Raw genomic sequence first — 18,900 nt, forward strand, 5'->3', positions numbered from 1 at the left:
CTACACAAGACTGGGTGAAAGCTGTTTGGCTGGCTCCCAGCTTGTTTCAGGCGTTGTTTCCGAAACTCTTGCCCCAGGTCTGGAACAGGACTGACTGCACTTTGTGAACTGGCCGTAAATATCGGTGCAACAGACGAGTGGTACTCTGCTTGCTGCACTCGCTTCAGGCCTCATGTCACCTGCGCTTGTTACAATCCTGAGCCTTCCAGTTGGTGCGAAAGCCCCGTAGGACGGCCTCGCGTCCTGATGAATTGCGTTGGTCAGGGCCGGCAACTTGCCGTTGGTCCTCTGTCCAGGCCGCTTTTGGCGGCGTTCGCGACTATAGCAGCAATGATTAAGTGCTTCAATTCCATAAAAAATTGTTATCATTCGCGGCATGACGACTACTGCCCCCCCGACCCCTGGCGTACAACTGCTCGAGGTCTCGCCGGAATATGCCGGCCAACGAATTGACAACTTCCTTCTCTCTCGGCTCAAAGGCGTGCCCAAGACCTTGATTTACCGCATTTTGCGAAAAGGCGAAGTGCGTGTGAACAAGGGCCGGATCAAGCCCGAGTACAAGCTGCAGGCAGGCGATATCGTGCGTGTGCCGCCGGTGCGAGTGCCTGAGCGTGACGAGCCGGTGCCTCTGGCCCAGGGCTTGTTGCAGCGCCTGGAAGCCTCGATTGTCTTCGAAGACAAGGCCCTGATCGTGATCAACAAGCCCGCCGGGATTGCTGTTCACGGTGGCAGCGGCTTGAATTTCGGGGTGATCGAGGCCTTCCGCCAATTGCGTCCGGATGCCAAGGAGCTGGAGCTGGTGCATCGCCTCGATCGGGACACCTCCGGTCTGTTGATGATTGCCAAGAAGCGCAGCATGTTGCGCCATCTGCACACCGCCCTGCGCGGCGATGGCGTCGACAAGCGCTATATGGCGCTGGTCCGTGGGCGCTGGGAGACCGCGGTCAAACAGGTGCGCGCGCCGCTGCTCAAGAGCAACCTGCGTTCCGGCGAGCGCATGGTTGAAGTCAATGAAGAGGGCAAAGAGGCCCTCACGGTATTCAAGGTGCTGCGTCGTTTCGGCGACTTTGCCACCATGGTCGAAGCCAAGCCGGTTACCGGTCGCACCCACCAGATTCGCGTGCACACGCTGCATGCCGGCCACAGCATTGCCGGTGATACCAAGTACGGCGATGAAGATTTCAGCAAGGAAATTCGCGAACTGGGCGGCAAGCGCCTGTTCCTGCACGCCTACATGCTGACCGTGCCGCTGCCCGACGGCGGCGAACTCAAGCTGCAGGCGCCAGTGGACGAAATGTGGGCCAAGACCGTGGAGCGCCTGAGTGCGGAATGACTACAAGCTGCTGATTTTCGACTGGGATGGCACCTTGGCCGATTCCATCGGGCGGATTGTCGAGGCGATGCATGTCGCCTCGCAGCGCTCCGGTTTCGCCCTGTGCGACGATCTGGCGGTGAAGGGCATTATCGGCTTGGGATTGCCGGAGGCGATTCGCACGTTGTATCCACACATCAGCGACGCTGAGCTGGTGGCCTTCCGTCAGCACTACGCCGATCACTACATTGCCCTCGAGGCTGAGCCCTCGCCGCTGTTCGACGGTGTGGTCGAGTCGCTGGCAGCGTTCCGCGACCAGGGTTATCACCTGGCGGTCGCTACCGGCAAGGCACGTCGTGGTCTGGATCGGGTGCTCAAATCCCACGGCTGGGAAGATTATTTCGATATCACTCGTGCTGCCGACGAAACGGCGAGCAAGCCGCACCCCTTGATGCTGGAGCAGATTCTCGCCCATTGCGCGGTGCGCCCCGAGCAAGCGTTGATGGTCGGGGATTCCTCGTTCGACCTGCAGATGGCCCGCAACGCCGGGGTGCCGTCGGTGGCGGTCAGCTACGGTGCCCAGTCAATCGACGCCTTGCGCGCCTTCGAGCCGCGACTGGCGATCGATCATTTTTCACAATTGCGTACCTGGCTGGGTCAGCAGGTCTAATGAATTCGGGTTGGAGTGCAAGCCATGGCTGACGAATGGAAAGCGCCTGTCAAAGCGAGTGCTGATGACGGCGAAGGCAAAAGCTGGAAGCTGCTGGAGAAGACGCTGCTTGCCGGCGTGCAGGAGCAGCGTCGCGCGCGGCGCTGGGGGATTTTCTTCAAGCTGTTGACCTTCACTTATCTGTTTATCGCGTTGATTCTGTTCACGCCGCTGATGGACATCGAAAAGAGCGCGACCCGAGGTCCGGGTTACACGGCGCTGATTGAAATTACTGGGGTGATCGCCGACAAGGAGCCGGCCAGTGCCGACAACATCGTCGGCAGCCTGCGTGCGGCGTTCGAGGACACCAAGGTCAAGGGCATCGTATTGCGCATCAATAGCCCGGGTGGCAGTCCGGTGCAGTCGGGCTACGTCTACGACGAAATCCGTCGCCTGCGCGATCTGCATCCAGATACCAAGGTCTATGCGGTGATATCCGATCTCGGAGCCTCGGGAGCCTATTACATTGCCAGTGCTGCGGACCAGATCTACGCCGACAAGGCCAGCCTGGTCGGCTCCATTGGCGTGACGGCAGCCGGTTACGGCTTCGTTGGTACCATGGAGAAGCTGGGGGTTGAGCGTCGCACCTACACCTCGGGCGAGCACAAGTCGTTTCTTGATCCGTTCCAGCCGCAAAAGCCGGAAGAGACTGCGTTCTGGCAAGGTGTGCTGGATACCACCCATCAGCAGTTCATCGCCAGCGTGAAGAAGGGGCGTGGTGATCGCTTGAAGGACAAGGAGCATCCAGAGTTGTTTTCCGGGCTGGTCTGGTCGGGCGAGCAGGCGCTGCCGCTTGGCTTGATTGATGGCTTGGGTAGCGCCAGTTCGGTGGCGCGGGATGTGATCGGCGAGAAAGAGTTGGTCGACTTCACGATTCAGGAGTCACCGTTCGATCGCTTCTCGAAAAAGCTGGGCGCCAGCGTGGCGCAGCAGATGGCCATGTGGATGGGCTTTCAGGGTCCGGCACTGCGCTGATTGCGATGCGCATCAAAAAAACCGGCCCTTGTGGCCGGTTTTTTGTCGCTCAGGGAATCTGTACGCCTTCGGCGAGCAGCATGTCCACCAGGCGGATCAGCGGCAGGCCGACCAGGCTGGTGGCGTCCGGCCCTTCGGTGCTCTGGAACAGGCTCACGCCCAGGCCCTCGGCCTTGAAGCTGCCTGCACAGTCGTAGGGCTGTTCGGCGTTCAGGTAACGCTCGATGCGCGCCGGGTCGAGAGGGCGCATGTGCACGGTGAAGGGGATACAGTCGATCTGGCAGGCGCCGGTCTGGCTGTTCAGCAGTGCCAGGCCGGTAAGGAAGGTTACGCGGTTGCCGCTGGCGGCCAGCAGTTGCTCGCGGGCCTTGTCGAAGGTGTGGGGTTTGCCGATGATGCGTCCGTCGAGAACGGCCACCTGGTCCGAGCCGATGATCAGGTGGGCGGGATGGTCGTCTGCCAGTGCCCTGGCCTTGGTCTCGGCCAGGCGTTTTACCAGGTCGATGGCGGACTCGCCCGACTGGTGGCTTTCATCGATATCCGGGGAACTGCAGATGAAAGGTAGCTGCAGGCGAGCCAGTAGTTCTCGGCGATAAATCGAGCTGGAAGCGAGTAATAAAGGCAGCATGAGGCTCTCCAAAAGTCAGTCGCCGATTCTAGCGGGGCTTCCAAGTGACGGACAGGGCTGAATTTCCTTTGACATGGGCGGGGGCATCCCTATAATGCTGCGCCTATGTTGAATGACCCGATTCCACCTCACGTTGACCCGCGCAAATTGGCTGACCGTGGCACCACCCTTCAAGGTGAACTGCTGCTGGCCGATTTGGAGAGACTCTGCGACCCGCTTTCCGACACCGTCGGTACGGTGCAGGCTAAATTCGTTTTTGAGCGAGATGAACGTAAATCTGTGGTGATCCACAGCTTTATCGACACCGAGGTCAAAATGGTTTGCCAGCGTTGTCTTGAGCTGGTCACCCTGCCGATTCACAGCGAATGCAGTTATGCTGTGGTAAAGGAGGGTGCGAATACCCAGTCGTTGCCGAAAGGTTATGACGTGCTGGAACTGGGCGAAGATCCTTTGGATCTGCAGTCACTGATCGAGGAGGAGCTTCTGCTCGCCTTGCCCATTGTGCCTGCTCATCATCCGGAAGAATGCCAGCAGCCGGCGGGTCTCGATGAGCCCGAACCGAGCGAGGACGAGGTAACGCGGTCCAACCCGTTCAGTGTATTGGCGCAGTTAAAGCGTGACCCAAACGTTTAGGAGTTAATCAATTATGGCTGTTCAGCAGAACAAAAAATCCCGCTCCGCCCGTGACATGCGTCGTTCGCACGATGCTCTCGAGGCAAGCACCCTGTCCGTAGAAAAGACCACTGGTGAAGTTCACCTGCGTCACCACGTATCGCCAGAAGGCGTATACCGTGGCCGTAAAGTGATCGACAAGGGCGCTGACGAGTAATCACTTGTCCGCTCAAGTCATCGCGATTGACGCAATGGGCGGGGACTTCGGTCCCCGCAGCATTGTCCAGGCCAGTCTCGCTTGCCTGTTTGCTACGCCCTCGCTGCACCTGACCCTCGTCGGTCAACCCTCCATTCTAGAAGATTTGATTGCCAGCCAGTCGGCTGTGGATCGCGCGCGCCTGACGATTGCGCCTGCGCTCGACGTCATCGGCATGGACGAAAAACCCTCCCAGGCCCTGCGCGGCAAGCCCGACTCATCCATGCGCGTCGCGCTCGAGTTGCTGCGTGATGGCAAGGTCCAGGCCTGTGTCAGTGCCGGCAATACCGGGGCGCTGATGGCCTTGTCGCGTCATGTGCTCAAGACGCTGCCGGGAATCGACCGGCCCGCCATGGTTGCCGCAATCCCGACCCAGCGCGGCTATTGCCAGTTGTTGGACCTGGGGGCGAATGTCGATTGCAGTGCCGAGCACCTGTTCCAGTTCGCGGTCATGGGTTCGGTGGCGGCGCAGACGCTGGGGGTGGTGCGTCCTCGGGTGGCGTTGTTGAACATCGGTACCGAAGACATCAAGGGCAATCAGCAGGTCAAGCTTGCGGCGACCCTGCTGCAAAACGCCCGCGGGCTGAACTACATCGGTTTTGTCGAGGGGGACGGTCTGTACCGTGGCGAGGCGGATGTCGTGGTGTGTGACGGTTTTGTCGGCAACATCCTGCTCAAATCCAGCGAAGGCCTGGCGACCATGATCGCCGGGCGCGTCGAGGCGCTGTTCAGGAAAAACCTGGCGACAAAACTTGTAGGTGCCTTGGCCCTGCCGCTGATGAAGCGCCTGCAGGCCGACCTGGCGCCGGCCAGGCACAACGGCGCGAGCTTTCTCGGCTTGCAGGGGATTGTCGTCAAGAGCCATGGCTCGGCCGGTGTGCAGGGTTTTCAGAGTGCTATCCAGCGCGCCCTGATCGAGATTCAGGAGAACCTGCCGCAGCGCCTGCATGGTCGTCTGGAGGATTTGCTGCTTTAGGCATTTTCGTCGGACAATGCTTAAATGTGACCGCTCAGTGCAATTGGCCATCCAACTGTCAGTTTCTTGCGTCCCCCATGGCGGGACGTCAATTCTCCGACGACAAGATCATTAGGGGCTTGTTACATGTCTGCTTCCCTCGCATTCGTCTTTCCAGGACAGGGTTCGCAGTCCCTCGGCATGCTGGCCGAGTTGGGCGCGCAACATCCAGTGGTCCTCGATACTTTCAAAGAAGCTTCCGATGCCCTGGGCTACGACCTGTGGGCGCTGACCCAGCAGGGGCCGGAAGAGCAACTCAATCAGACCGACAAGACCCAGCCTGCCATTCTCACGGCCTCCATCGCCTTGTGGCGCCTGTGGTTGGCTGAAGGCGGCGCGCGTCCGGCCTACGTCGCCGGTCACAGCCTGGGCGAGTACAGCGCGCTGGTCGCTGCTGGCAGCCTGAGCCTGGGCGACGCGGTAAAGCTGGTCGAAACGCGCGGCAAACTGATGCAGGAAGCCGTGCCGGCCGGGCAGGGTGGTATGGCGGCAATCCTCGGCCTCGACGATGCCGACGTCGTGGCGGCCTGTGCCGAAGCGGCACAGGGCGAAGTGGTCAGTGCGGTCAATTACAACTCGCCTGGCCAGGTGGTGATCGCCGGCGCCAAGGCGGCTGTCGAGCGTGCCATCGAAGGTTGCAAGGCGCGTGGTGCCAAGCGTGCGATGCCGCTACCGGTCAGTGTGCCGTCGCACTGCGAGCTGATGCGTCCGGCGGCCGAGCGCTTTGCCGAGTCGATCGCCGCGATCAACTGGCAAGCGCCGCAGATTCCGCTGGTGCAGAACGTCAGCGCGGCGGTGCCGGCTGATCTGGAGACCCTCAAGCGCGATCTGCTTGAGCAGCTCTACAAGCCAGTGCGCTGGGTCGAGTCGGTGCAGACCCTGGCGGCCAATGGCGCGACCCAACTGGTCGAGTGCGGCCCAGGCAAGGTCCTGGCTGGATTGAACAAACGCTGCGCCGAAGGCGTGTCGACCTCTAACCTCAATACCCCAGATGCCTTCGCTGCCGCTCGCGCAGCGCTGGCCTGAATTAGGAGAAGCTTGCATGAGTCTGCAAGGTAAAGTTGCACTGGTAACCGGTGCCAGCCGTGGTATTGGCCAGGCCATTGCCCTGGAATTGGGTCGTCAGGGCGCCATCGTTGTTGGCACTGCGACCTCCGCCAAAGGTGCCGAGGCCATTGCCGCCACGCTGAAAGAGCACGGTATCCAGGGTACGGGTCTTGAGCTGAACGTCACCAGCGACGAATCGGTCAGCGCAGTGCTGGCAAGCATCCAGGAGCAATTCGGTGCGCCGGCGATCCTGGTCAATAACGCCGGTATCACCCGCGATAACCTGATGATGCGCATGAAAGACGACGAGTGGTACGACGTTGTCGACACCAACTTGAACAGTCTGTATCGCCTGTCCAAGGGTGTTTTGCGCGGCATGACCAAGGCCCGTTGGGGACGAATTATCAGTATTGGTTCGGTTGTGGGTGCCATGGGCAACGCAGGCCAAGTAAACTATGCCGCTGCCAAGGCAGGCCTGGAAGGTTTCAGCCGCGCGCTGGCGCGTGAAGTCGGTTCGCGTTCGATTACGGTAAACTCGGTGACCCCTGGGTTCATCGACACCGATATGACCCGCGAGCTGCCTGAAGCACAGCGTGATGCCTTGCAGACGCAAATTCCGCTGGGCCGTCTGGGGCAAGCTCAAGAGATCGCGTCCGTGGTCGCTTTTCTTGCATCCGACGGTGCGGCTTACGTGACTGGGGCTACAATCCCGGTGAACGGCGGGATGTACATGTAAGTTTAAATGTGACGGATTGCTTCAAAAAAATGTCATACGAGCTGTCTAAAATCCGTTATAAAGCTGCAATCTATTTATAGGCAGATGGCTGCAGGGTTCGAGGAGTGAAGCTTTCAGTTGAAAAGCTGAAAAGTCTTTCTATACACTTACCCACTGGCCAGCTGCCTGAATTTGTCCATTAGGAGTGAAAACAAGGTATGAGCACCATCGAAGAGCGCGTCAAGAAAATCGTTGCTGAGCAACTGGGCGTTAAAGAAGAAGAAGTGATCAACACTGCTTCCTTCGTAGAAGACCTGGGTGCCGACTCCCTTGACACCGTTGAGCTGGTGATGGCTCTGGAAGAGGAATTCGAGACCGAAATCCCTGACGAAGAAGCTGAAAAGATCACTACTGTACAAGCTGCAATCGATTACGTTACCAGCCACCAGGCGTAATAGTTTGTAATCGTTGTTCGCTGTCATGGAAAAACCGCACTGCCATCATGGCGTGCGGTTTTTTCTTTAGGTCTGATGCAAAGTCGTCATTTGAAAAAAAGGAGAGTGCTGTGTCGCGTAGACGCGTCGTAGTCACCGGTATGGGTATGTTGTCGCCACTGGGCACGGATGTGCCGAGCAGCTGGCAGGGCATTCTGGCTGGCCGCAGTGGCATTGGTCTGATCGAACACACTGACCTTTCTGCCTATTCCACTCGTTTTGGCGGCTCGGTAAAGGGCTTCAATGTCGAGGAGTACCTGTCGGTCAAGGAAGCTCGCAAACTCGACCTGTTCATTCAATACGGCCTGGCGGCCGGGTTTCAGGCGGTGCGCAATGCCGGCCTGGAAGTCACCGATGCCAACCGTGAGCGTATCGGTGTGGCCATGGGCTCGGGTATTGGTGGTCTGACCAATATCGAAGAGACCAGCCGCACCCTGCATGACACCGGTCCGCGGCGGATTTCGCCGTTTTTCGTGCCGGGTTCGATCATCAACATGATTTCCGGTTTCCTGTCGATCCACCTCGGGGTACAGGGACCCAACTACGCCATCGCCACCGCCTGCACCACCGGTACCCACTGTATCGGCATGGCGGCGCGCAACATTGCCTACGGCGAAGCCGACGTGATGATTGCCGGCGGTGCCGAAATGGCCGCTTGCGGCCTGGGCATGGGCGGCTTTGGTGCTGCACGCGCACTGTCGACCCGCAATGACGAGCCGACCCGTGCCAGTCGTCCGTGGGACAAGGGCCGTGATGGCTTTGTCCTCTCCGACGGTGCCGGTGCCCTGGTGCTCGAAGAGCTGGAACACGCCAAGGCCCGCGGCGCGACCATTTACGCCGAGCTGATCGGCTTTGGCACCAGTGGCGACGCCTACCACATGACCTCGCCACCGGCAGACGGTGCCGGTGCTGCGCGCTGCATCACCAATGCCCTGCGCGATGCGCGGATCAACGGTGACCAGGTGCAATACATCAACGCCCACGGCACCTCGACCTCGGCCGGCGACCTTGCCGAAGCCCAGGCGATCAAGACCGTGTTCGGCGATCACGCCTACAAGCTGGCTGTCAGCTCGACCAAGTCCATGACCGGTCACCTGTTGGGTGCGGCGGGCGCTGTCGAGGCGATCTTCAGCGTGCTGGCGATCAATGGCCAGGTGGCGCCTCCGACTATCAACCTCGATGAGCCGGACGAAGGCTGCGATCTCGATTTCGTGCCGCACACGGCGCGCAACATGGATATCGACGTGGTCCTGTCCAACTCGTTCGGGTTTGGTGGCACCAACGGCTCGCTGGTGTTCCGTCGGTTCGCCGACTGATGGACAGCTGGGTCGACGGTCAACCGGCTGACAGCCTGTCGCTCAAGGACCGCGGCCTGGCATACGGCGATGGCCTGTTCGAGACCATCGCTGTCAAGGCGGGCCAGCCGCTGCTGCTGGAACGCCATCTGCAGCGTCTGGCTGAAGGCTGTAAACGCCTGGCGATTGCGGCGGATCACGATCTGCTTCGTCGCGAGCTGCTGGTCTACGCTGCCGCTCTCGGCGATGGCGTACTCAAGCTGATCCTCACCCGTGGCGACAGCCAGCGCGGGTACACCGCCGACCCCGCAGCGGCGCCCCGGCGCATCCTGCAAGGCAATCCTCCCGCCGCCTATCCACCCGTCCATGCGGAGCAAGGTGTGCGCCTGTTTCCCTGCGCTACACGTCTGGCAACCCAGCCGCTGCTCGCAGGCCTCAAGCATCTGAACCGCCTTGAACAGGTACTGGCCCGTGCCGAATGGCAGGGCGGCGATTGCGCCGAAGGCTTGATGCTCGACCTCGAAGGGCGAGTTATCGAAGGCGTATTCAGCAACCTGTTCCTGGTCCGTGATGGCGTGCTGATCACCGCCGATTTGCGTCGTTGCGGTGTGGCCGGTGTGATGCGTGGCGAATTATTGGCCCAGGCCAGCGCTCTTGAAATCCCTAGTGAAATCACCGATATCAGCCTTCAACAGTTGCAGCAGGCTGATGAGGTCTTCGTCTGCAACAGCGTGTACGGCGTTTGGCCGGTATGCGCCTATGCTGCACTGAGCTGGCCGGTTGGGCCGCTCACCCGTAAACTGCAAGGCATTGCCCGCGCACTACTGGATGCTTGATTCGTGAGACGTAAACTCTTGCTGCTGCTGGAAACCGGACTGGTTCTGGCGGGGCTGCTGCTGGGCTTTTCCGCCTGGAAAATCGATTCGGCGCTGGAGCAGCCGCTCAATATTACTCAGGAAGAGTTGCTCGATGTCCCCACGGGTTCCACCCCCTCCGGAACCTTCAATCGCCTGGAAGCTGACGGCGTGCTTGAAGATGCCTTCTGGCTGCGCCTTTACTGGCGCTTCAACCTGGCGACCCAACCTTTGCACAGCGGCGAGTACCGCATGTTGCCGGGGATGACCGCGCAAGGCTTGATCGGTCTCTGGCAGCGTGGCGAAGTGGTTCAGTACAGCCTGACCCTGGTCGAAGGCTGGAATTTCCGCCAGGTTCGCGCAGCGCTGGCGAAAAACGACAAGCTGGAGCAAACCCTGGTCGGCCTGAGCGATAGCGAGCTGATGGAAAAGCTCGGCCATCCAGGGGTGTTTCCCGAAGGCCGGTTCTTCCCGGATACCTACCGTTTCGTGCGCGGCATGAGTGATGCCGACGTGCTAGAGAAGGCCTACGATCGGCTCGAAGACGTACTGGCCAAGGAATGGGCCAAGCGTGCGCCGGACTTGCCCTATGCCGATCCCTACAAGGCGTTGATCATGGCGTCCCTGGTGGAAAAGGAAACCGGTGTGCCGCAAGAGCGTGGGCAGATTGCCGGGGTGTTTGTGCGACGCCTGCAGATCGGCATGATGCTGCAGACCGATCCGACGGTGATCTACGGCATGGGCGAGCGTTACAACGGCAAGTTGACCCGTGCTTCGCTGAAAGAGCCTACGCCCTACAATACTTACGTGATTTTCGGCCTGCCGCCGACACCGATTGCGATGGTAGGCCGCGAGGCGATTCACGCGGCACTCAATCCGGTGTCGGGCAGCAGCCTGTATTTCGTCGCCCGCGGTGACGGCAGCCACGTCTTCTCCGATGACCTGGACGCCCACAACAGCGCGGTGCGCGAGTATCAGCTCAAGCGACGCGCCGACTACCGCTCGAGCCCGGCGCCGGTCAATGGTGTGACCACGCCGGGTGAATCGGCACCGGATGAGGTCCCGGAACCAGAACCGGTGATGCCGCCAGCGGTCGCGCCGGAACCCGAGCCTGAACCCGCACCAACGCAAAGCCCGCAATGACTCTGACTAAGGACTGCCTGTGACTGGCTTGTTTATTACCCTGGAAGGGCCGGAAGGCGCCGGCAAGAGCACCAATCGCGAATACCTGGCCGAGCGCTTGCGCAACGCCGGTATCGAGGTGGTGCTGACTCGCGAACCGGGCGGTACACCGTTGGCCGAGCGCATTCGCGAGGTGTTGCTGGCGCCGGTCGATGAAGTCATGAACCCGGATGCCGAGTTGCTGCTGGTGTTCGCCGCGCGGGCGCAGCACCTGGCCGAAGTCATTCGCCCGGCGTTGGCACGCGGTGCAGTGGTGCTCTGTGATCGGTTCACCGATTCAACCTATGCCTATCAGGGCGGTGGCCGCGGCTTGTCGCTGGAGCGTATCGCAGCGCTGGAAACCTTCGTCCAGGGCGACCTGCGTCCGGACCTGACCCTGATCTTCGATCTGCCGGTGGAAATCGGCATGGCTCGCGCCAGTGCCCGTGGTCGCCTGGATCGCTTCGAACTGGAGGGCAGTGCGTTCTTCGACGCCGTACGCAGTGCGTTCCTCGAGCGTGCCAAAGCCGATCCGGGGCGTTACCGCCTGGTCGACGCCGGGCAACCCCTGGCGGACGTCCAGCGTGCGCTGGATGGCCTGTTGCCACAATTGTTGGAGCGTCACCGTGGCTGAAGCCTATCCCTGGCAGGACGGCCTGTGGCAGCAGTTGGCCGGTCGCACACAGCACGCCCACGCCTACCTGCTTCATGGCCCGAAAGGCATCGGCAAGCGGGCGCTGGCCGAGCGTCTGATGGCGCGGCTGTTGTGCCAGCAGCCGCAAGGCCTCGAGGCCTGCGGCCAATGCAAGTCGTGCCTGCTGCTCAAGGCTGGCAGTCATCCGGACAATTACATCCTGGAGCCGGAAGAAGCGGACAAGGCGATCAAGGTCGACCAGGTTCGCGAGCTGGTGGGTTTCGTGGTGCAGACCGCGCAGTTGGGCGGGCGCAAGGTGGTGTTGATCGAGCCCGTGGAAGCGATGAACATCAACGCCGCCAACGCCTTGCTCAAGAGTCTTGAAGAACCTTCGGGCGACACCGTGCTGCTGCTGGTCAGTCACCAGTCCAGTCGCCTGCTGCCGACCATCAAGAGTCGCTGCGTGCAACAGGCCTGTCCACTGCCCAGTGAGGCCGCGAGCCTGCAATGGCTGGCGACGGCCTTGCCCGAGTGCAGCGAGGAAGAACGTGGTGAATTGCTGACCCTGGCGGCCGGTTCGCCGCTGGCGGCGGTCGCGCTGCAGGCCCAGGGTGTGCGTGAGCAGCGCGCGCAGGTGGTCGACGGGGTGAAGAAACTGCTCAAGCAGCAACAATCGCCGACCCAACTGGCGGAAGGCTGGAATGCGATCCCGCTGCTGTTGCTGTTCGACTGGTTCTGCGATTGGTCGAGCCTGATCCTGCGCTATCAATTGACCGAAGACGAGGCGGGCCTGGGTCTGCCTGACATGCGCAAGGTGGTCCAGTACCTGGCGCAGAAGTCGGCGCAGGACAAGGTGCTGACTATCCAGGACTGGATCCTTGGTCAGCGCCAGAAAGTCCTGGGTAAGGCCAACCTGAATCGCGTGCTGTTGCTCGAAGCCTTGCTGGTGCAATGGGCCGGATTGCCGGGCCAGCGTTAAAATGCGGTATCCGGACAAGGTCCGACCGTCCCACTGATTCGATTGAGTTGCCGCCTGACTATGCTTGTAGATTCCCATTGCCACCTCGACCGACTCGACCTGGCCGCCCACGATGGCTCCCTCGATGCAGCCCTTGAAGCCGCACGCCAGCGGGGCGTCGGGCACTTCCTGTGCATCGGCGTCAGTGTCGACAACGCCGCCGAGGTCAAGGCCCTCGCCGAGCGTTATGCCGACGTCGACTGCTCTGTGGGCGTGCACCCGCTGGACGTGCAGCCAGGCGCCGCGCCGGCACTGGACTGGCTGTTGCAGGAATTGAATCACCCACGGGTGGTGGCCATTGGCGAAACCGGCCTGGACTACCACTACGAGCCGGAAGCGGCCGAGTTGCAGCAGGAGTCCTTCCGCCTGCACCTGCAAGCCGCCCAGCAGACCGGCAAGCCGGTGATCGTGCATACCCGTGGCGCGCGCGCCGACACTCTGAGCCTGCTGCGCGAAGCCGCCTTGTCCCAGGCCGGGGTATTGCACTGCTTTACCGAAGACTGGGAAATGGCCAAGGCCGCGCTGGACCTGGGCTTCTACATCTCCTTATCCGGCATCGTCACATTCCGCAACGCCGATGCCCTGCGTGATGTGGCGAGCAAGGTGCCGGCCGACCGCCTGCTGGTCGAGACCGATTCACCATACCTGGCGCCGATCCCTTACCGGGGCAAGCCGAACCTGCCGCAATACGTGCGAGAAGTGGCAGAGTTTCTTGCGATGTTGCGCGGCGAATCCTACGAGCGCTTTGCCGAGCAGACCACGCAGAACTTCAAGCGATTGTTCCCGCTGGCACACGTCAAGTTGGCCTGATCACCTGCGAGGTCAAATTGCAGGCAAAAAAAACCCGGGTTCTGGGGGGTGAATCCGGGTTAAGACCATTAGGAGTAAAACAAAGGTACTCGGTCCGTTGGCACCTATATCCACGCGTCACTTGGGGGAGATGACGCGCCGACATTTGAAGTATTGATCAGTATTGCCGGCAGTCCAGTTTGATCCCCCGGGTTTCTTAAACAAATTTGGAATACCGGCGCTTCGCTTGAGTTCTCACTGTCGGACAGAACACGTGAAGACGGGCCCTGACTGACCGATTTCGCGGTGCGCGCCGTCAGCATCGCCTGACGCAAGCTGACACAAAATCAACAAGAAAGTGACTCATGCTCGGATGATCCGTGCAATTTGCCGCAAGTTAGGCATAATACCCGGCTTCGAATTTTGACCCCTTCAGACCTTTTCTTATGCACAAAGAACCTCGTAAGGTCCGTGAGTTTCGTCGCCGCGAGCAAGAAATTCTCGACACCGCGCTCAAGCTGTTCCTCGAACAAGGTGAAGACAGTGTCACCGTCGAGATGATCGCGGATGCCGTGGGAATCGGCAAAGGCACTATCTACAAGCATTTCAAGTCCAAGGCCGAGATCTACCTGCGCCTGATGCTCGACTACGAGCGCGACCTGAACGAACTGCTGCATTCGGCCGATGTCGACAAGGACAAGGAAGCCCTGTCGCGGGCCTACTTCGAATTCCGCATGCGTGATCCGCAGCGCTACCGCTTGTTCGATCGCCTGGAAGAGAAGGTGGTAAAGGGCAACCAGGTGCCGGAGATGGTCGAGGAGCTGCACAAGATCCGTGCTTCCAACTTCGAACGCCTGACCTTGCTGATCAAGGGCCGGATCAGCGAAGGCAAGCTTGAAGACGTGCCGCCGTATTTCCACTACTGCGCAACCTGGGCCCTGGTCCACGGCGCGGTGGCCCTGTATCACTCGCCGTTCTGGAGCAATGTGCTGGAAGATCAGGAAGGTTTCTTCCAGTTCCTGATGGATATCGGCGTGCGCATGGGCAACAAGCGCAAGCGCGATACCGACACCTCCGGCAGCTGATTCATTCAGCTGCTTTATTGCGCCATGTTTCCCTGTATGGCGCAGTGCCCCAGGAATATACTCAGGCTTAGGTATTGCTAAAACTTGATTTGTGAGTCAAGTTTTAGCTTTTCCGAATCGACCTCCGCCGGAGTAATCCATGATCGTTGACCGACAAGGCAGACGTTTTCGCAATTTGCGCGTCAGCCTGACCTCCGCCTGCAACTATGCCTGTACCTATTGCGTGCCCAACGGCAAGCGCCTGGTGGCGGCGCAGGATGAGCTGTCGGCCGAAGCCATGGCGCGCGGAGTCGCCTACTTGATCGAAGCGGCGGGTATCGAGCGTTTGCGTATCACCGGTGGCGAGCCGCTGGTCAGTCCCAAGCTGGAAACCTTCATGCGCGCGGTGGGGCAGATGGGCCTGGCGGATATCAGCCTGACTACCAACGGCCAGTTGCTGGCCAAGAAACTGCCGCTGCTGGTGGACGCCGGCATTCGCCGCATCAACGTTTCCCTCGACACCCTGGACGCCGCGGCCTTTCGCAGTATCGCCCGGGGTGGCGACCTGCCAACGGTGCTGGATGGCATGCAGCAGGCCAGCGCTGCAGGCATGAAAATCAAGGTCAACATGGTGCCGTTGCGCGGGCAGAACCTCGATCAGGTGATGCCATTGCTCGACTACTGCCTGGAGCGCAATTACGAGCTGCGGTTCATCGAACTGATGCGCATGGGCCACCTGGCCAGCGATTCCAATGGCTTCCTGCAACAGTTCGTCAGCCTGCAGCAGTTGCTCGAGCTGATTGGCGAGCGTTACGAATACCTGCAAGCCGATGCGCCGCTGGATGCGACGGCGGTGCGTTATGCCATTCCCGGCCATGGCCATTTCGGCGTGATTGCCAACGAAAGCGTGCCGTTCTGCCGGACCTGCTCGCGGCTGCGCCTGTCTTCCACGGGCTGGCTGCACGGTTGCCTGTCGTCGAGCAATCGTCACTTTGTCGGCGACCTGCTGGACAAACCCCGCCACCAGGCCTTGCCAGCCCTCCAGCGCTTGCTGGTCAAAGCCTTGGGCGACAAGCAGGACGTGGCGTTTTCCGGTGGTGCGACGGTGATGAAAATCATCGGCGGCTGAGCTGGCGCGGAAGCTGCATCCTGTCGACATTCGCCGGTTTTCCGTCACCGGCTTCTGGAGGGGAAGGATGCGTAGCCTGGTTTTGCTGCTGAGCGCGTTGGCGCTGGGTGGCTGCATGACTGTCAGTGACATGGGGGAAGGGGTTCGCTATCAGATGAGCGATGCCGGTTTTCTCGATCACAGCGACAGCCGTCGGGTGAACAACCTGCGCATTCAACCCGACTCCTTCATCTATATTGCCCAGGGCCCGTTCACCCCGCCAGGTAGCGCCGACCCTCGGCAGAACGTGGTTGCCGAACAAGCCTTCAACGGCTTCATCGAATACTTCCCGATGGTCCGCCGCGCCCGCGCTCCCGAGGGCCTGGACGCTGCCATGGGTGAGGCGCGGGCCGCTGGCGCGCACTATCTGCTGTACACCCGCTTTGCCAGCGCCGACGACCGCATCGGCAACTCGGATGAGTGGCTTGATCAGGAAGCTGTGGACCGCCTGGGAATCGACAGCGGGGTGATTCAGCTGATGTTGATCGAGACCAGCACCCAGTATTTGATTGATACTGCACGGATCAAGAGTCGTGGCGGTTTACTGACGTTCCACGACAACAAGCCAGAAGATCTGATCGGGCCACCGCTGGCGCAATATGCGCGCAGTCTGCTCGGCCTCGGCGATCAGTAGTTGATTGGGAGAGTGAGATGAGTGATCCGCACAAGGCTAATGATCTGCTGGGGCAAATCCCCAAGTCCAAAGGCTTGCCGCCGGTTCATTTGTGGAACCCCGACTTCTGTGGCGACATCGACATGCGCATCGCGCGCGACGGCACCTGGTATTACCTGGGCACGCCGATCGGGCGCAAGCCGATGGTCAAGCTGTTCTCCACCATTATCCGCCGCGACGGTGATGACTATTTCCTGGTGACCCCGGTGGAGAAGGTCGGGATCAAGGTCGACGACGCGCCTTTTGTCGCGGTGACCCTGGAAGTAGAAGGTGAGGGCGAGGCTCAGGTGCTGCGCTTTACCACCAATGTCGAAGAACTGACCGAGGCCGGTGCGGAGCATCCATTGCGCGTGGTCATCGACCCGCAGACCCAGGAGCCTGCGCCTTACGTGCATGTGCGGTCCAACCTCGAAGCGCTGATCCACCGCAACGTGTTCTACCAACTGGTCGAGCTCGCCGTCAGCCGCGAGCTCGACGGTCAACGCTGGCTGGGGGTGTGGAGCGGCGGCGAGTTCTTCCGGATCGGCCTTGAGCCCTGATCCCTAGACCGCCTGTACCGGCTTGCTGGCAACCCGCCAGCGCCACAGCAGGCGGCCAACGGTGATCGACCAATTCAGTAAGGCCACCGCCAGCACCACCCGCAGCATCGTCGACAGCCCTTGCTCGACGATGATCCTGCCCGCCAGCCACGGAAAGCCAAAGACCCCGACAAAATACCCCAGGCTGAACAGCAGCAAGGCCTGGGGGGTGTTGCCGGGAGGTGCCTCGTTGGCGGCCAGGCCGTTGATCACCGAATAGGTCAGGCCATAGCCGACACCCAGTGTGGCGGCGGCCGTCAGATAGGTGAGGGCGTCGTCGACCCGATAGGCAAACATCAGGATAGACACCACCATCAACCCCGACAGCAGGCATGAGGCCAGGTACGGATCGCGCTTGACCACCCAGCCGGCCAGCAGCAGGCGGCTGGTGATGGCGGCGCTCATGAAGCCGACGAAGAACAGCGAGTAGTCCAGTGCGCGGGATGCTGCGTAGCTGGTCTGGAAACTCGATAAACCGCCGAATACGCAGCCGCCCAGGCCAACCATGATAATCGCGAACAACGCTTTGGAGGACATTACCCGCGCCATTGCGGCCCAGGAAATGCGCGAGACGGCGGCGCTGCCCAACTGATTGGGGCGTTGCTTGAGGATCAGCCCGAGGCGCCAGAAGATCAGGCCGCCGAACAGGCTGGCCAGGGCCGCCAGGTAGAACGCACTGGTCAAGGGTAAGCCCAGGGCGCTGGCGGCGCGGCCGAGCAATGGCCCGGAACCGATCCCGGTCATCATGCTGCCCGATAGCAGGGCGAAATACCGCGCTCGATATGCCGGTTCCACCAGCATCGCCACGATGATCGGTCCGAGGGTGTAGAACACGCCCCAGCCGAGGCCCAGGGTCAGGCCGAAAAACAGCAGGGCCTCGCCAAACCCGGGCGTCAGGGCAAAGCCCAGGCTGGCCAGCACCAGCAAACCGGCGAAGACCGCAACTGAACGGGCGGCGCCCAGCGCGTCCGACAGGTGTCCCGAGAGGATGACCGCGGCGAAGGTGCTGAGCATCGCCGCCGAAATCACGCTGCCGGCATCGTGTTCGTTGCCGCCCCGTGAGCTGATCAACAGTGACAGTAAAAAGGTCGAGCCATAGGACAGCGAAAGCAGGTAGCTGGCCAGGCAGAACAGGCCAAACAGTCGGGGTGGCAGGGCGCTGTTCGCGGTGGTGCAAGTGGGCATGGTTGAATCTCGTGACCTGTTGTTGTGATCGAGCCCTTATCTACCATGGCCGGCGCTGGCGTATGTTGTGCGGTTGGTGGTTTCAGGGTTAGTGGCAGGCGGAGTAATGCCGAGATGACAAAGTTTTATCGCGGGGTGTGACGAACGGTGATTGCCGACTTAGTATGGCGTTTTCATTCGTTCTCAAGGGACGTCCATGTCGATCGAGATCCGCCCGGCGACGCCGAGCGATGCACCCCAAATTCTTGCGTTCATCACCGAGCTTGCGGACTACGAACGTGCCCGCCATGAAGTTATCGCCAGTGTCGCCGACATCGAACGCAGCCTGTTCAGCGAGGGCGCGACCGCCCACGGCCTGATCTGCCTGCGCGACGGCTTGCCGATCGGTTTCGCAGTGTTTTTCTTCAGCTATTCCACCTGGCTGGGTAGCAATTGCCTGTACCTCGAAGACCTGTACATCACCCCGGAACAGCGTGGCGGTGGCGCCGGAAAGCTACTGCTGCGCCACCTGGCGAAAATCGCCTGCGCCAATGACTGCGGGCGCTTCGAATGGAGTGTGCTGGAGTGGAATACCCCGGCCATCGATTTCTACAAATCCCTCGGCGCCCAACCCCAGGAAGAGTGGGTGCGCTATCGCATGGATGGCAGTGTGCTGCGCGATTTCGCTGAGGGTCGTTGAGGGGCTTTGCAACGTGGCCACAAAAAAGGCTCCCATCGG

22 protein-coding genes are annotated in these 18,900 nt (G+C 60.7%); 20 read left to right on the forward strand and 2 right to left on the reverse strand.

Annotated features, from left to right (window positions below; all coding sequences use genetic code 11):
- Positions 1-376 precede the first annotated feature (376 nt).
- Genes rluC through sppA form a run of 3 tightly spaced genes read left to right on the forward strand, consistent with a single transcriptional unit; the run spans position 377 to position 2,996 of the window.
- Positions 377-1,333: a 23S rRNA pseudouridine(955/2504/2580) synthase RluC gene (rluC, locus tag ACZYR5_RS19390; protein WP_489091080.1), complete on the forward strand. Its 957-nt coding sequence runs from the start codon at positions 377-379 to the stop codon at positions 1,331-1,333.
- A complete protein-coding gene (locus tag ACZYR5_RS19395) occupies positions 1,323-1,982 on the forward strand; it encodes an HAD-IA family hydrolase (RefSeq protein ID WP_489091081.1) in 660 nt (219 codons plus the stop codon). Before rluC ends, ACZYR5_RS19395 begins: the two co-directional genes overlap by 11 nt.
- 24 nt (positions 1,983-2,006) lie before the next feature.
- Positions 2,007-2,996, forward strand: coding sequence for a signal peptide peptidase SppA (sppA, locus tag ACZYR5_RS19400; RefSeq protein ID WP_489091082.1), 990 nt, complete (start codon positions 2,007-2,009; stop codon positions 2,994-2,996).
- Positions 2,997-3,045: 49 nt separating this feature from the next.
- Here sppA and ACZYR5_RS19405 read toward each other — a convergent pair whose 3' ends face one another.
- Positions 3,046-3,624, reverse strand: a complete 579-nt coding sequence (locus ACZYR5_RS19405) for a Maf family protein (RefSeq protein WP_489091083.1) — start codon at positions 3,622-3,624, stop codon at positions 3,046-3,048.
- Between the two features lie 105 nt (positions 3,625-3,729).
- Here ACZYR5_RS19405 and ACZYR5_RS19410 point away from each other — a divergent pair, with 105 nt between their 5' ends.
- From ACZYR5_RS19410 to ACZYR5_RS19485, 16 genes are all read left to right on the forward strand, one after another.
- Entirely contained in the window at positions 3,730-4,257 is a 528-nt protein-coding gene (locus tag ACZYR5_RS19410; RefSeq protein ID WP_004371317.1) for a YceD family protein, read from the forward strand.
- A 13-nt stretch (positions 4,258-4,270) separates the two neighbouring features.
- Positions 4,271-4,453: a 50S ribosomal protein L32 gene (gene rpmF, locus ACZYR5_RS19415; RefSeq protein WP_003179396.1), complete on the forward strand. Its 183-nt coding sequence runs from the start codon at positions 4,271-4,273 to the stop codon at positions 4,451-4,453.
- Between the two features lie 4 nt (positions 4,454-4,457).
- On the forward strand, positions 4,458-5,468 hold the full coding sequence (gene plsX / locus ACZYR5_RS19420) for a phosphate acyltransferase PlsX (RefSeq protein ID WP_489091084.1): 1,011 nt from the start codon (positions 4,458-4,460) through the stop codon (positions 5,466-5,468).
- Between the two features lie 126 nt (positions 5,469-5,594).
- Positions 5,595-6,533 carry an ACP S-malonyltransferase gene (gene fabD, locus ACZYR5_RS19425; RefSeq protein WP_442101937.1) on the forward strand — a complete coding sequence of 313 codons (939 nt, stop codon included), beginning with the start codon at positions 5,595-5,597 and terminating at the stop codon, positions 6,531-6,533.
- Between the two features lie 16 nt (positions 6,534-6,549).
- Positions 6,550-7,290 (forward strand): 3-oxoacyl-ACP reductase FabG, encoded by a 741-nt coding sequence (gene fabG / locus ACZYR5_RS19430; protein ID WP_489091085.1) that lies wholly within the window; start codon positions 6,550-6,552, stop codon positions 7,288-7,290.
- Between the two features lie 197 nt (positions 7,291-7,487).
- Positions 7,488-7,724, forward strand: coding sequence for an acyl carrier protein (acpP, locus tag ACZYR5_RS19435; RefSeq protein WP_024076962.1), 237 nt, complete (start codon positions 7,488-7,490; stop codon positions 7,722-7,724).
- A 110-nt stretch (positions 7,725-7,834) separates the two neighbouring features.
- Entirely contained in the window at positions 7,835-9,079 is a 1,245-nt protein-coding gene (gene fabF / locus ACZYR5_RS19440) for a beta-ketoacyl-ACP synthase II (protein ID WP_027618696.1), read from the forward strand.
- Positions 9,079-9,894 carry an aminodeoxychorismate lyase gene (gene pabC, locus ACZYR5_RS19445; protein ID WP_489091086.1) on the forward strand — a complete coding sequence of 272 codons (816 nt, stop codon included), beginning with the start codon at positions 9,079-9,081 and terminating at the stop codon, positions 9,892-9,894. Before fabF ends, pabC begins: the two co-directional genes overlap by 1 nt.
- Positions 9,895-9,897: 3 nt before the next feature.
- Complete coding sequence (mltG, locus tag ACZYR5_RS19450; RefSeq protein WP_489091087.1) at positions 9,898-11,055, forward strand: endolytic transglycosylase MltG; 1,158 nt, start codon at positions 9,898-9,900, stop codon at positions 11,053-11,055.
- A 19-nt stretch (positions 11,056-11,074) separates the two neighbouring features.
- Positions 11,075-11,707 (forward strand): dTMP kinase, encoded by a 633-nt coding sequence (gene tmk, locus ACZYR5_RS19455; protein ID WP_489091088.1) that lies wholly within the window; start codon positions 11,075-11,077, stop codon positions 11,705-11,707.
- Complete coding sequence (locus ACZYR5_RS19460; protein WP_489091089.1) at positions 11,700-12,686, forward strand: DNA polymerase III subunit delta'; 987 nt, start codon at positions 11,700-11,702, stop codon at positions 12,684-12,686. Before tmk ends, ACZYR5_RS19460 begins: the two co-directional genes overlap by 8 nt.
- 60 nt (positions 12,687-12,746) lie before the next feature.
- Positions 12,747-13,535: a TatD family hydrolase gene (locus ACZYR5_RS19465; RefSeq protein WP_489091090.1), complete on the forward strand. Its 789-nt coding sequence runs from the start codon at positions 12,747-12,749 to the stop codon at positions 13,533-13,535.
- A gap of 425 nt (positions 13,536-13,960) precedes the next feature.
- Entirely contained in the window at positions 13,961-14,599 is a 639-nt protein-coding gene (locus tag ACZYR5_RS19470; RefSeq protein WP_489091091.1) for a TetR/AcrR family transcriptional regulator, read from the forward strand.
- Positions 14,600-14,738: 139 nt separating this feature from the next.
- A complete protein-coding gene (locus tag ACZYR5_RS19475; protein WP_489091092.1) occupies positions 14,739-15,707 on the forward strand; it encodes a GTP 3',8-cyclase MoaA in 969 nt (322 codons plus the stop codon).
- A gap of 67 nt (positions 15,708-15,774) precedes the next feature.
- Positions 15,775-16,380 carry a DUF4823 domain-containing protein gene (locus tag ACZYR5_RS19480; protein WP_256832374.1) on the forward strand — a complete coding sequence of 202 codons (606 nt, stop codon included), beginning with the start codon at positions 15,775-15,777 and terminating at the stop codon, positions 16,378-16,380.
- 17 nt (positions 16,381-16,397) lie between these two features.
- Positions 16,398-16,958, forward strand: coding sequence for a DUF1285 domain-containing protein (locus tag ACZYR5_RS19485; protein ID WP_489091093.1), 561 nt, complete (start codon positions 16,398-16,400; stop codon positions 16,956-16,958).
- A gap of 3 nt (positions 16,959-16,961) precedes the next feature.
- Here ACZYR5_RS19485 and ACZYR5_RS19490 read toward each other — a convergent pair whose 3' ends face one another.
- Positions 16,962-18,182, reverse strand: a complete 1,221-nt coding sequence (locus ACZYR5_RS19490) for an MFS transporter (protein ID WP_489091094.1) — start codon at positions 18,180-18,182, stop codon at positions 16,962-16,964.
- A gap of 196 nt (positions 18,183-18,378) precedes the next feature.
- On the opposite strand from ACZYR5_RS19490, the gene ACZYR5_RS19495 reads away from it, so the two are divergent.
- Positions 18,379-18,861 (forward strand): GNAT family N-acetyltransferase, encoded by a 483-nt coding sequence (locus ACZYR5_RS19495; protein WP_489091095.1) that lies wholly within the window; start codon positions 18,379-18,381, stop codon positions 18,859-18,861.
- Positions 18,862-18,900: the final 39 nt, after the last annotated feature.

It is taken from the genome of Pseudomonas sp. F007, assembly GCF_057814275.1.

Coding starts and splice junctions, on each gene's coding strand:
- ACZYR5_RS19405 (WP_489091083.1), bottom strand. CDS start 3,624: ATGCTGCCTTTATTACTCGCTTCCAGCTCGATTTATCGCCGAGAACTA.
- ACZYR5_RS19410 (WP_004371317.1), top strand. CDS start 3,730: ATGTTGAATGACCCGATTCCACCTCACGTTGACCCGCGCAAATTGGCT.
- fabD (WP_442101937.1), top strand. CDS start 5,595: ATGTCTGCTTCCCTCGCATTCGTCTTTCCAGGACAGGGTTCGCAGTCC.
- ACZYR5_RS19485 (WP_489091093.1), top strand. CDS start 16,398: ATGAGTGATCCGCACAAGGCTAATGATCTGCTGGGGCAAATCCCCAAG.
- acpP (WP_024076962.1), top strand. CDS start 7,488: ATGAGCACCATCGAAGAGCGCGTCAAGAAAATCGTTGCTGAGCAACTG.
- ACZYR5_RS19495 (WP_489091095.1), top strand. CDS start 18,379: ATGTCGATCGAGATCCGCCCGGCGACGCCGAGCGATGCACCCCAAATT.
- ACZYR5_RS19470 (WP_489091091.1), top strand. CDS start 13,961: ATGCACAAAGAACCTCGTAAGGTCCGTGAGTTTCGTCGCCGCGAGCAA.
- sppA (WP_489091082.1), top strand. CDS start 2,007: ATGGCTGACGAATGGAAAGCGCCTGTCAAAGCGAGTGCTGATGACGGC.
- fabG (WP_489091085.1), top strand. CDS start 6,550: ATGAGTCTGCAAGGTAAAGTTGCACTGGTAACCGGTGCCAGCCGTGGT.
- ACZYR5_RS19480 (WP_256832374.1), top strand. CDS start 15,775: ATGCGTAGCCTGGTTTTGCTGCTGAGCGCGTTGGCGCTGGGTGGCTGC.
- rpmF (WP_003179396.1), top strand. CDS start 4,271: ATGGCTGTTCAGCAGAACAAAAAATCCCGCTCCGCCCGTGACATGCGT.
- pabC (WP_489091086.1), top strand. CDS start 9,079: ATGGACAGCTGGGTCGACGGTCAACCGGCTGACAGCCTGTCGCTCAAG.
- ACZYR5_RS19465 (WP_489091090.1), top strand. CDS start 12,747: ATGCTTGTAGATTCCCATTGCCACCTCGACCGACTCGACCTGGCCGCC.
- ACZYR5_RS19475 (WP_489091092.1), top strand. CDS start 14,739: ATGATCGTTGACCGACAAGGCAGACGTTTTCGCAATTTGCGCGTCAGC.
- rluC (WP_489091080.1), top strand. CDS start 377: ATGACGACTACTGCCCCCCCGACCCCTGGCGTACAACTGCTCGAGGTC.
- ACZYR5_RS19490 (WP_489091094.1), bottom strand. CDS start 18,182: ATGCCCACTTGCACCACCGCGAACAGCGCCCTGCCACCCCGACTGTTT.